General features: G+C 45.3%; 9 protein-coding genes. 8 read left to right on the forward strand and 1 reads right to left on the reverse strand.

What is annotated here, in order from left to right:
• Positions 1–14: 14 nt before the first annotated feature.
• From MMB75_RS21350 to MMB75_RS21370, 5 genes are all read left to right on the forward strand, one after another.
• Positions 15–1,796 carry a cache domain-containing sensor histidine kinase gene (locus MMB75_RS21350; RefSeq protein ID WP_045245058.1) on the forward strand — a complete coding sequence of 594 codons (1,782 nt, stop codon included), beginning with the start codon at positions 15–17 and terminating at the stop codon, positions 1,794–1,796.
• Positions 1,793–3,343: a response regulator transcription factor gene (locus tag MMB75_RS21355; RefSeq protein WP_123796772.1), complete on the forward strand. Its 1,551-nt coding sequence runs from the start codon at positions 1,793–1,795 to the stop codon at positions 3,341–3,343. The genes MMB75_RS21350 and MMB75_RS21355 overlap by 4 nt, the downstream gene beginning before the upstream one ends.
• 86 nt (positions 3,344–3,429) lie before the next feature.
• Positions 3,430–4,386: an ABC transporter permease gene (locus tag MMB75_RS21360; protein WP_016819520.1), complete on the forward strand. Its 957-nt coding sequence runs from the start codon at positions 3,430–3,432 to the stop codon at positions 4,384–4,386.
• Positions 4,387–4,400: 14 nt separating this feature from the next.
• A complete protein-coding gene (locus MMB75_RS21365; RefSeq protein ID WP_016819521.1) occupies positions 4,401–5,339 on the forward strand; it encodes a carbohydrate ABC transporter permease in 939 nt (312 codons plus the stop codon).
• 42 nt (positions 5,340–5,381) lie between these two features.
• Entirely contained in the window at positions 5,382–7,061 is a 1,680-nt protein-coding gene (locus tag MMB75_RS21370; RefSeq protein WP_016819522.1) for an ABC transporter substrate-binding protein, read from the forward strand.
• Positions 7,062–7,292: 231 nt separating this feature from the next.
• On the opposite strand, the gene MMB75_RS21375 is transcribed toward MMB75_RS21370, so the two are convergent.
• Complete coding sequence (locus MMB75_RS21375; protein WP_277510549.1) at positions 7,293–9,263, reverse strand: glycosyl hydrolase; 1,971 nt, start codon at positions 9,261–9,263, stop codon at positions 7,293–7,295.
• Positions 9,264–9,707: 444 nt separating this feature from the next.
• Between MMB75_RS21375 and MMB75_RS21380 the strand changes: the two genes are divergently transcribed.
• From MMB75_RS21380 to MMB75_RS21390, 3 genes are all read left to right on the forward strand, one after another.
• Positions 9,708–10,502 carry a GNAT family N-acetyltransferase gene (locus MMB75_RS21380; protein ID WP_277510551.1) on the forward strand — a complete coding sequence of 265 codons (795 nt, stop codon included), beginning with the start codon at positions 9,708–9,710 and terminating at the stop codon, positions 10,500–10,502.
• 87 nt (positions 10,503–10,589) lie between these two features.
• Positions 10,590–10,790 carry a hypothetical protein gene (locus tag MMB75_RS21385; RefSeq protein WP_228552516.1) on the forward strand — a complete coding sequence of 67 codons (201 nt, stop codon included), beginning with the start codon at positions 10,590–10,592 and terminating at the stop codon, positions 10,788–10,790.
• Between the two features lie 71 nt (positions 10,791–10,861).
• Positions 10,862–12,196, forward strand: coding sequence for an SMI1/KNR4 family protein (locus MMB75_RS21390; RefSeq protein ID WP_277510554.1), 1,335 nt, complete (start codon positions 10,862–10,864; stop codon positions 12,194–12,196).
• Positions 12,197–12,221: the final 25 nt, after the last annotated feature.

Genomic DNA, 12,221 nt, shown 5'->3' on the forward strand with positions numbered 1-12,221 from the left:
GGGGAGGGCAAGCCATGTTTTTTATACGAATGATGAATGATATGAAACTAAGGAAGAAGATGACGCTTACATTCATTTCGGTAGCTGTTCTTCCCTTGCTGTTATGTGGCCTGTTTCTGACGGGAAAGCTCCGAGAGGCCGTCATTAGGGACGCTTTTATGCAAGTATCCAACAATGTCGAGCGGGTCCGAAATCGTACAGAAGAACTGATTAAAGTACCACTGGACATCTCGTATCGGCTAACCAATGATAACCGGATGAAAATGGTGGCTAGCCAGAAGTATGACAGCTACATTGAAGTCATTCAGGCTTACCGGGAGTATACAGGTATTCGTGACTACCTCCAATTGTACAAAGAGATATCCGGCATCCGAGTCTATGTTTCTAATCCTGGAGCATTGAACAACTGGGAATTTATTCAGCCGGACGAAAGAATCACAACCGCAGATTGGTACAAGGAGGCTATAGAGCAGAAAGGATTGGCTGGCTGGAACTTAATCAAGGATGAGAGGGACGATGCCGATTATCTCAGCCTGATTCGTTCATTCGCAGTGAATTCACTAGGGCAAAAAGGAGTATTGGTCATCAATGTTAGTAAGCGCCAATTAAATTCAATCCTGAATCAGGAATCGTTCCCTACCTTGATCGTGGATAACCGGAATCAGATCGTCGCGTCCAATGAAGCAGAGTTGTTCGGGAAGAATCTATCTGAAATTCATGTCGACGAGAATATACTTTACCAACAGGAAGGAAGTTACAACACACTCATTAATGGAAAAGCGTCAAAAGTGGTGATCGCAAATCTAACTCCACAGAACAGCTGGAATGGACTTCGCATTATCTCCGTTTTTTCCGTTTCCGAGATTACCCGAGATGCTAATCAAGTGATATGGCTCGGCGGAGTCGTGATCACGGCCAGCCTGATATTTGCAGCCTTACTTATCTATGCTTCTGCTTCGCTACTATCCAGAAGGCTTCTTCGCTTGAGCAAGCATATGACCCAGGTAGGGGCGGGCTCATGGGAAACCTATCTCCATATCGACGGAAAAGATGAAGTTGGTCTACTATCGAAGGAATTTAACGCGCTCGTCAGTAACGTAAACCATCTGGTCCAGGAGGTTCAAGAAACGAATCGTCAGAAAAGTCTGGTGGAGCAAAGACAAAACGAGATCAAGTTCAAAATGCTGGCAAGCCAGATTAATCCGCATTTTCTCTTCAATTCTTTGGAGTCCATCAGAATGGAAGCCCACATTCGCAAACAGGACGATATCGCCAAAGCAGTATGGCAGTTGAGCGCGTTGTTACGCAGCAGTCTGGAGGCCGGTAACGACAAGATTCCGCTGCGTAAGGAGCTTGAGCGGGTGTGCTGTTATCTTGATCTTCAAAAGTTCCGGTATGAAGAGCGTTTGGAGTATCGCTTAACGGTTGATCCGGATTTGGAGGAAATGTTGGTTCCACCTCTGATTATCCAACCATTGGTGGAAAATTCTATTGTACATGGTCTGGATAATCAAGCAGAAGGAGCTGTCATTGAAGTGAAAGTAAAGGAAATTCCGGAGGGGGTCCGAGTTATGGTATGTGACAACGGCGCCGGTTTCACAGGTGATCGTCTCGCCCTTGTACGAGAAGAGCTTGCTGCATCCGTACATGAGCAGGAGGTCCAGCGAATTGGATTGCGAAATGTAAACGATCGTCTTGTCTTATTGTATGGGACCTCTAGTGCCTTAAGCATTGAGAGCGAGCCGGGGAAAGGCACTTGTATTCAGTTTTTCATACCTGGGGGTGAATCCAAATGATTAAGGTAGTTATCGTTGACGATGAGCCGAAGCTTCGTCAAGGCCTTCAAACGCTGATTCCATGGGAGAGTCTTGGGTTTACCGTTACAGCTACGGCAGCCAATGGAAAAGAAGCATTGGAAGTCATCCAGGAAAAGTCCCCCGATGTCGTAATCGTCGATATCCGCATGCCGGTTATGGATGGCTTACAGTTGATTGAGCACTTGAGATCTGACGGTCATCATTTACATTTTATGATCCTCAGTGGATATGCCGACTTCGAGTATGCCAAGCAAGCGATCAAATACGGGGTGTGCGGCTATCTCCTTAAACCGGTGGACATTGTTGAAATGTCGGCCAGTTTAAAGCAGGTACGCGAGCGGATCGAAGAGGAGCGCCTTCAACGGGAGTGGCGTAAGAAGGAGGTTATAAATCGGGATTTATACCTGCACAGCCTGCTCGTCTCTCAAGAGAAGACGGAAGATCCCACCAAGTTGAGAAGTAAGGCAGTAGAAGCAGACTTGTTGTGGACCCACTACGAAGTTGTGGTCGTGTATCCGCGCGTTTCCGAAGTGGACCGTTCCGATATCGCATACCAGCTTTCGAATGGATTGAAGGCAACGATCGAGGGGCAGATGATGGGACTTGTCACAGTAATCCCGCCGTATACGGTCCTTTTGCTCAACGAGCCGCTGCGTGGAAGACAACGACGCGAAACTCTGTACAACGAGATTCGTAACGCTGCGGATAAGGTCCGGTTCGCCGCTGCAACCGGAGGGGGAGTAACTGCTCCCGAAGATATTTGCAAATCTTTTTTAAAGGCCCAGGAAGCGGTAAAACGATCCTTTTTCAGCGAGAAGAACCGACTGCTAGATCCGTATCCTTTCTTTTCTCCTTCGCTGGCTTCCCCCGGATTGTCTGTCGATAAAGCTGAAGAAACGATGGAGGAATTCATCTTCCGCCTGTATTACAGTCTGGAAGTAGGAAACCAGAATGTCATACTACCATTGTTGAACGAGGTGGCAGCATTTTTTCTCCAACAGGGGCAAGATGAAAAGTCGATCAAAGAGTCGTTCTTCTTTCTATCCAATGCGATCATTCACAAGCTGACCGCGGGGTTCTGTATCGAGTTGAAAGAGACGGAGGAAGTTTCCCGTTTTTTGAATGGGATATACCAGCATGATCACCTAGATGACCTTTTGGAAGAGACCTACCGTTTCCTGCTAGCTTTGGCGAAAGACTCCGAACCTCGTGGAAAGGAGCAGGAATTCAAAAAAATGATCGACTTTATTCACAAGCATTATGCAGACAACCTGAGGCTGGAAGCGTTAGCCGGACTACTAAACTACAGTACCGCCTATTTGGGCCAGCTCTTTAAGAACAAGACAGGGGAGTACTTTAACACCTATCTGGACAGAGTCCGTATCCACAAGGCAAAGGAGCTACTGGATCAGGGAATGAAAGTTTACGAAGTCGCTGAAAGCGTGGGCTACACAAGCGTCAACTACTTTTACAGCAAATTCAAAAGGTACGAAGGCTGTTCACCGTCGGAATATAGAAATCCATAATTTGTGGATGATTTTTCCCGAAATCCGTTATCTGGGCTCTGACTCTCCTCTGTTTTATGATGGATTTTAAGAGAGGGGATGAGAAAATGAAAGCGGTAACAGCAAATTCGGAAAACGTATACAAAAAACCGAAGAGGAATGCTTGGAAGGTATTTAAAAGCCAAAGGTATCTTTACTACATGTCTATTCCGTTCGTTATTTGGGTCTTCGTCTTTCAGTATTTGCCGCTATGGGGCTGGACAATGGCATTTCAGAAATACAGACCCGGTTTGAGTTTTTTTGAACAGAAGTGGGTGGGCTTGGAGCATTTTCGTACTTTGTTCCAAGATGATCATTTCTACCAAGTACTGCGGAACACGTTGGCTATGAGTCTTATGGGACTGGTCGCTGGTTTTATTGTACCGGTTGTCTTTGCTCTATTGCTCAACGAGGTTCGCATACAAGTGATAAAGCGATTTGTTCAGACCGTATCTTATCTGCCACACTTTGTTTCATGGGTGGTTGCTGCAGGCATCGTCACCAAAATGCTTTCAGCGGATGGCGGTGTCGTAAACGATATGCTCATGGGTCTAGGCATCATCGACCAGCCAGTCCAGTTTATGGCCCAAGGTAAATTATTTTGGTGGGTTGTAACTTTCGGAGACATCTGGAAGGAAACCGGTTGGAACGCCATTATTTATCTGGCTGCTATCGCCGGTATTGGTCCTGAATTATACGAGGCTGCGCGGGTGGACGGCGCTAGCCGATTCCAGCAAATGTGGCACATTACGCTGCCGGGGATCCGGCCGACCATTATCATTCTCCTGATTATGTCTATTGGCCATCTGCTCGGTACGGGATTCGAGAAACAATTTCTGCTGGGCAATCACCTGGTCATCGATTACTCTGAAGTACTTGATTTGTATGCGCTTAATTATGGTCTGGCGATGGGACGTTACTCTTTCGGAACGGCCATTAATATTTTCAATTCGGTGATCAGCCTAGTCCTATTGTTTGCGGCTAACGGAATCTTTAAGCGCTATACCAACGAGAGCATTATGTAAGGAGGAGAATGGACATGGAGGCTGTCAAAAGCACTACGCCGGTCGGCGGATTAAACAACAAGCTTCAGGCGAAATCACCACAAGACCGAATCCTGGGGGTAGTTGTTTATCTTTTCATGATTGTGGTCACCGTTCTGACGATCTACCCGTTCTTAAATGTGCTGGCTATCTCTTTTAACGATTCGGTAGACACAATTAGAGGGGGAATCACCATCTGGCCAAGGCAATTTACGTTGAAGAATTACGATTTGATTTTCACCTATGAGGGGTTAATTACTGGATTCAAGATCTCCTTTCTGCGGACCATCATTGGCACCGTAGCGGGTTTGGTCAGCGGCTCGATGCTTGCCTATACACTTGCCCGAAGTGATTTTCAAGCTAGAAGGTTCATCTCCATCTTTCTTGCCGTCACTATGTATGTTTCCGGGGGATTAATTCCAGGTTTTATCCTGATGAAGGAACTGCATTTAATTGATACATTTGCCGTCTATATTTTACCAGGTCTTGTAAGTGCGTTTAACGTCTTCATTATTCGTTCCTTCATTGACGGTCTGCCTTATGCGTTACAGGAATCAGCCAAGCTGGATGGTGCCAACGATTTCACAATCTACTGGCGCGTTATACTTCCTCTTTGCAAACCGGCATTAGCGACCGTAGCGCTCTTCTTGGCGGTTGGGCAATGGAACTCTTGGTTCGATACTTATCTGTTTAATGGGTCCAATGAATCGTTGACGACCCTGCAATATGAATTGATGAAAATTTTGCAAAGTACGACAACAAGCGCAACCAATTCCCAGGACGCTGCCAATATGGCGGAGCGTATGGCACAGGTATCCCCGGAATCGGTTAAAATGGCAATTACCATCATTGTTACCGTGCCGATTCTTATCGTCTATCCTTTTTTACAAAAATATTTTGTTAAAGGTATGACGCTTGGAGCGGTAAAAAGCTAAAACGAAGCAGCAAACATTCATTATACAGGGAGGTTTCGCTCCATGAAGTCAAGAAAAAACAGAATGATCGTATCTTTCGTAATGTCACTGACTTTAGTGGCTACCCTAGCAGGGTGCAGCGGTAATAATCCGTCTGAGGCTACCAAGGCCGTAACTACAGGTGACATCACGCTTACTTATTTTTCGGAAGACTCCAGCACGAATTGGAATAATATGAAGGATGAAGTCGGCAAGGTCATCGCGGAAAAAACCGGAGTAACTCTAGATGCTGAATTCGCTGTCGGCGACCCGGTCCAAAAGATTTCATTGATTGCAGCCACAGGAAACTATCCTGATTTAATCGCTGCTAAGGCGGATGTCGGCAAACTTGTCGATGCTGGCGCAATCATTGATTTGACGGATTTGATCGACAAGCATGCACCAAACATCAAAAAAATGCTAGGAGACAAGCTTGTTCGGGCGAAGTACAGTTTAGATGACCAATCCATCTATGTTATTCCGACCTGGTCCGCTGTCGAAGAAGAAAAAATCAAACCCGACGTAGGATTTAAACTCCAACACCGTGTCGTCAAGGAAGCGGGATTCCCGGACATTCGTACAGTACAGGATTTCGAAAAAGTCATTAAGGACTATATAACCAAGCATCCGACGGACGAAAATGGCAACAAAAATATCGGACTGTCCCTAAATGCCGACGATTGGCATATGTACCAGGTAACCAACTCAGGTTTCCAAACTACTGGGGGACCAGACGACGGCGAGTACTACATTGATCAAAAAACACACCAAGCGACTTATCATTTCCGCCGACCGGAAGAAAAGGAATATTTCCGTTGGTTAAATCACATGAATGCCATTGGATTGCTTGATTCGGAAAGCTTCGTGCAGAAGACCGATCAGTTTAAGGCAAAAGTGGCTTCTGGCCGCGTACTGGGTCTAGCCGATCCAGAATGGGACTATGGCGATGGACAAAATGCACTGAAGGCGGAAGGCAAATTCGACCAGACTTACGGTCATTACCCAGTCACCATGAGCAAGGAGTACAAGGATACCAACTTCTGGCTGCCTGGTTTTGATGGGGGATACGGAATTTCGATCTCAAGCAAGTGCAAGGACCCGGTACGCGCTATTAAGTTCCTCGATTTTCTGGCATCGGAAGAGGGTCAAGTCCTGAATAACTGGGGAATTGAAGGCAAGCATTACACGGTTAAAGACGGCAAACGGACGATTATTCCGGCTGTACTTGAACGGATGAACAATGACAATGCGGCTTTCCAAAAAGAGTCCGGAATCGGTCTATATTGGAACTTGATGGTCCATTATGGTGATGGCATCAAGGACTCAACTGGCAACTATTTTACTCGTAGTTATCCGGAACTGCTGACGGCGACTTATAACAAGTCGGAGAAGGAAGTTCTGAAGGGCTATAAGATTGAGCACTGGAAGGATTTATTCCCGAAGGAAGATGAATTCCAACCGAGAGCATACGGAGCAGCTTACACGATGTCTCTTCCCAATGACGATCCGGCTGTTATTCTCGGAGCCAAGATGAAGGATATTACATGGAAACGAATTCCCGAAGCTGTCATGACCAAGCCGGAAAACTTCGACAAGGTTTGGGATGCCTATATGGCAGAACTGGAGAAAGCCGGAGTACAAGAAATGGAAGAATCTTTTACCAAGCATATCCAAGACCGAATTAAGCTGTGGTCCACTAACTAACTTGATTCACATAAAAGAACGGGACCGTTTCCACTTTCCTGCCGGAAAGGAGACGGTCCTTTTTTCATAATGGTTTGCCATAGACGACTTTTGCTCAAGGCACAAACAAACAGCGGCTACCCCGGTTATTTTTAGAGGTGGCCGCTGTTTGTTTAAAGTAGACTACTTCGTTACTTCATGACGCTGACGGGACGGTATAGTTACGGATACGGTAATTCTCATAAAAGCGCCTTACTCCGCTTTATTTTTGGATAAAGTAAGCAGGTCTTGAGGAAGCTCATCCCTCGTAATCACGTAATCGCTGTTGAACACTTTTATGAGATGATCCAGGGAGTTATATTGTCCATTGCGGATGAAGTCGCCCGTCCACGTCGTGAAAAAGAGCCAATGCGCTGAATAGGTTTGAAGCAATTCGGGATCGCTAATCGGGCCGTTTTCAGACAGACCAACCAGCTTCTTACCCTGCACGAGATTTACCAAACTGTCGTACTTGCCAATACTTGGGCTATAATTAGCCGCCTGGTTGTAGATATCAACACTTACAATATCGACGACATCGTCCCCTGGATACCAGTCGGGACTCTCGGAGTTCCATACCCAGATCAGGTTGTTCAGGTGATGGTAGTGTGTTAGGCGGTCGTACATGATACGGTACAGCTGCTTGGCGGAGTCTGGACCTTGGGCGCCCCACCAGAACCATTTGCCCTCTGCCTCGTGCAGCGGTCTCCACAGCACCGGAACGTGAGCGTCTTGGAGGCGTTTTAACTGAGCAGCAATGGCATCGATATCCCTTAGGATAAGCTGATACTCTTCCGACTCGGGATGACTAAGTGCATATTGAACGTCGAATGTAGTAGCGTCCGTGTAAAACCCGCGCCACCATTCTTTACCGGGAATATCATACAATCCCTTAGGAGCATTCCAGTGCCATGCGAATGTGACAAGTCCACCTTCTTGGGCCCATTGAATTGCCTTTTCCACCTCAGTTGAGGTGGCGCCATGCTCGATGCGAGAGGGGGAATAATCCATCATGTCCATTGATAACATGGCAGGATACTTTCCAGTTTGGTCTTTAATCCACTGTGCATCCTCCAAAGTGTGCTGACCGGAAAGAATGAGGCTGCCGTAACTATCCACGAGATAACCCATGAGTGCCTTGGTTTCCGCAGTCGCATTCGGGTTTACTGGCTTTTTCTCAATTTGATGCAGTTTCGGGGGGGACACTGCTGATAGCTTGACGTAGTCGATATGATATTGGTCCGAGTCGACATTGAACTGTAAGATATTGTTTCCCGAATTCAGCATCAGTTTACCGCCGGATACCTCTGTGTAGCTTGCTGTTGTCGGCAGTGATATTTCGCTGGTCTGGCCGTTGACCACCAATTGGGTCTTTTTGTCTCCATTGGGGTTACTGTAACCGATTGCAAGATTGTAAAGCCCGCTTGAAGGTGCATTATAGGCAAAGGTTAACGATCCTGTGCTTTTGAAGGCTGCGTAACCGCTACCTGAATAGCCTGTATCAGCAGCTTCGATCTTGACCTCACCAGTAATGACTCCGTCTTCGGCTTCAATTTTGCTAATTGCAGCAGGTAGATTGGCGAATTCAACCTTCACGTATTCGATCCCGTAATATCCCCAGCCTCTTGCAAAAGTAAGCTCGTTTGTGCCGGCATTCAGCATGATCTTGGTTAATATTTTCTCGTTCACTGCCGCACCTTTCGGAGGAGCAGCCAGCGTTATGTTCTCAGACATTGTGCCATTGACCTCGATGCTGGTATCCTTGGAACCAGTGCCCGCCGGAATGTAGTAGCCGAGGCTCAGTCTATAAAGACCTGCTGTAGGCACGTTCACTTTAAACGTGGCCGTCCCGTCGGACTTGCCGGAATTTGGGTCGTAGTCATAAAAGAAGGATACATAGCCATCGCCTTTATAAAGCGTATCGCCGGTATAGGGTGTATCCCGTTTTTCTACACCGTAACCTTGAAGAATTGCATCTTTGGAGCTGACGACGATAGAAGAGGAATTGTCATTAGTGGATGAATCTTGACTTGCATTCATCAACGTTCGCCCTTCAACATCGGTGACCAAGTGAGCTGATTCTGCTTTAGCTAAGCTTGGAATTAAATCAAGAGATACCAACAAAAAGGATAAGAGAACAAAACTGAGAATACTGAAAAACCTTTTTTTCCATGGATCTGGCATATGACTCACTCCTTGAATTAGTAGATGATACCGCCTCAATTGACCTGCAATATGCATTACAGAAAACGCTTTCATTATTGTGTACATATGAAGTACGCTTTGAAGTAATCGATGACAGGTGATTAAGGACCAGCTTGCACTTGTAAGCATTTTTTCTTCATTTGTATACGTTTTCAATATTTGGTATTCATTTTTTGGCACCTCACCTCTCTTTAATTTCATCATAAATTAGAGGCGAGGCAGGAACCATACAATGAATTTCGGAGAAAATCATCCTTAAATTATGGATTTTTATACTCCGGTGGCAAGCAATCTTCATATATTCTTTGAAATGTATAACCCAAGATTATTAAGGCTATATGGGGTAAGCGGGAAGGATAGTTTCAATTTGTGGTATCATGCCAATAAGAAGATTACCCACATGGAAATGAAAGGGACTAATACATGATTTCTCATCGACTGCTTACCTACGAAATTATTTATCAATTAGCGGACCTGATTCATAGGGATCAACACTTGTTATTCTATAGCTATTTAACTCAACGTAAAGAGCAGGCTAAATTTGTTGGTCAATATGTAGATGACAAGCTGACAGGGGTCTTAGCATACTTTTGCGGGCTCTCCTTCCCTGCGTTTTCTTTCCACTGCATCAACCGAGAGCAGCTTAACTTCCTAGCTCTTATTGCTTTTACAGAGGAACTCATTCAACTTAAGAAAAATACCGTTTGTGGTACAATCCTGTGTGATCGTGACCTACAACTTTTTCAGTCTCATGGACTTGTAACGGGTAACCCACAACGTTTCTTAACGATGAAGCATATGGATCAATCGAAACTGCTCGATTCAAACGTGGCTGAGCTAGTTAAGGGGAATGACATTTCAGATATAGTGGATTTATTGCGAAATGGGGGCATGAAATTTTTTACGAGCAGCGAACTTGAACAATATCCTTTCCTTGGGATAAAGGAAAATGGTCATTTTATTGCCGCAGGCGGCTTCCACTTTTATGATTCTAAGCTCGTGGAGCTCGGAAACATATATACAAGCCCTGCTCACAGGGGGAAAGGACTAGCAAAGCACTTGACGAGCCAACTTACAAAACTGGGCAGAACACTATCATCAGATGTCTATCTGGGAGTACTGGAGGAGAACCAGGCTGCTGTACAACTTTACAAAGGATTAGGATATGAGGTCACGGCTGAACAGGCTATTGTTGATTTTAAACTATCTATTGATTGACGAACGAGGAGGGAGAAGGCCCTGGAACAGAATGATATTAATGTTCATCAACTGGCTGGCGAGATCCGTCAAATTTTACACAAGAGAATGGATAAACTAGGTATAGCATACGGCATCGTTAGCGAATTTAGTTATAATCCTGAGGAACTACCATCTTGGATTATTAGTATCGAGGATTCTGAAATCGTACTCACCTCGGCCATCTTGTTCCAATATCTGAAACGGCATCAAAATTTGAAGGATGCGTTAACTCATTTTATGCGCGATCACTTTTCATACTTTAATTAAACAGTATCCACTGGATTATATAAAACTTACTTAAAGGTACATATCATATAGTCAACAGGAGGGTACAAAATATGTGGTTTAGGAAGAAAGAAACACAACTGGATCGAATACAAAACAAACTGAATCAGGCTATGAGCAAAGACAAGGATTTCTTGGTGTTTGGAGCATCCTCACATCAATATAAGGTTAATGAGAAGCTTACAGCAAAAGCGCTGGCGGACTGGCAAGCCCACAATCAGGTCACACTTCCTGAGCCTTACGCGCTGTTTTTAACGAACGTCGGCAACGGAGGCGCCGGACCCTATTATGGAATTTATCCGATTGAAAAGGCAACTTCCTATACCGAGCACCAGGCACTCCTTGCAAAATCCGTTCTGCACCCCGAGATGACCAAAGAGGAATGGAACCATCTGATTGAGCCCCTGACCAAGGATGAGGACATCCCCGACGAGGAATACGATGACGCCCGTAATAAGGTGCTGGGCGGCATGTTGTGCATAGGCACCCAAGGCTGCGAATACGACATGTATATCGTACTTGAAGGGAAATACAGGGGGAGAATTGTGTACACCTCCGATTTTCATCCCGATCATCCCTTTTTCTTTGTCTATGAAGACAGCTTTCTGGACTGGTACGAACGCTGGCTGGATGAAATTATTCTGGATTATGATATTGGGTGGTTTGGCAGTCGAATGCCGGGTGATGAGAATGCGCTGATCCAGATTTATCAGAGCGCTCCAAACGAAGAAATCCAAGCCAAAGCGCTTGATGGAATGTTCAAATTTAAAGTAGTTTCTCAGCCAACCCTTGTTTTTATGAAAAAAATTGCGGAGCAAAGCCCAAAAAATCGAGCCACAGCTGTTCGGCTAATCTGCAAAACTTCTTTTGACACGGGAAGAAAATATCTTCTGGAGCTATTGCAATCAGATGAACATGAGGATTTTCTGCAAGCTTTAATGATTCTGCACGCTTCCAGTAAAACAGTAAATTTAAAGGAATTTATTCCAGCGATTTTGCACAGTCTTGATAGGATTCACGACCCGGAAACGTTGCGTTATGCAGGATATATCCTGGAGGATTACGGTGCGATTACGCTCCAGAACTTTGCGCCTTTCTTGTGTGACGCCGATCCGAAAATACAAACCACTGCCATCTATGCCGCACGCAGTTGCGAAAACAAGCTGGGAAGCTGGCAGATCATTGAACAGATGTTGGTGGGCGACGACCCGCATGTTCTGAAAAACTCAATTTTATATTGGGGCGTTATTCCACATGAGAAGTTGCTGCCTTACTATCAGGCGGTATGGCCTGAATATAAAAGAAATCCGAATTTCAAAGAAAAATTTATCAGTTGTTTGCAAGAACTGCATTTGCCAGATGATTATTTTGACAAGGGCGAATCGTGAGAAATGAGATTTGGAAATGACGATG

The sequence above is a fragment of the Paenibacillus sp. P2(2022) genome (assembly GCF_029522175.1).
Lineage (GTDB): Bacteria > Bacillota > Bacilli > Paenibacillales > Paenibacillaceae > Paenibacillus > Paenibacillus polymyxa.

Bases quoted from the DNA above. Each gene is read 5' to 3' on its own strand.
- MMB75_RS21350 (WP_045245058.1), top strand. From the start codon at position 15: ATGTTTTTTATACGAATGATGAATGATATGAAACTAAGGAAGAAGATG.
- MMB75_RS21355 (WP_123796772.1), top strand. From the start codon at position 1,793: ATGATTAAGGTAGTTATCGTTGACGATGAGCCGAAGCTTCGTCAAGGC.
- MMB75_RS21360 (WP_016819520.1), top strand. From the start codon at position 3,430: ATGAAAGCGGTAACAGCAAATTCGGAAAACGTATACAAAAAACCGAAG.
- MMB75_RS21365 (WP_016819521.1), top strand. From the start codon at position 4,401: ATGGAGGCTGTCAAAAGCACTACGCCGGTCGGCGGATTAAACAACAAG.
- MMB75_RS21370 (WP_016819522.1), top strand. From the start codon at position 5,382: ATGAAGTCAAGAAAAAACAGAATGATCGTATCTTTCGTAATGTCACTG.
- MMB75_RS21375 (WP_277510549.1), bottom strand. From the start codon at position 9,263: ATGCCAGATCCATGGAAAAAAAGGTTTTTCAGTATTCTCAGTTTTGTT.
- MMB75_RS21380 (WP_277510551.1), top strand. From the start codon at position 9,708: ATGATTTCTCATCGACTGCTTACCTACGAAATTATTTATCAATTAGCG.
- MMB75_RS21385 (WP_228552516.1), top strand. From the start codon at position 10,590: ATGGATAAACTAGGTATAGCATACGGCATCGTTAGCGAATTTAGTTAT.
- MMB75_RS21390 (WP_277510554.1), top strand. From the start codon at position 10,862: ATGTGGTTTAGGAAGAAAGAAACACAACTGGATCGAATACAAAACAAA.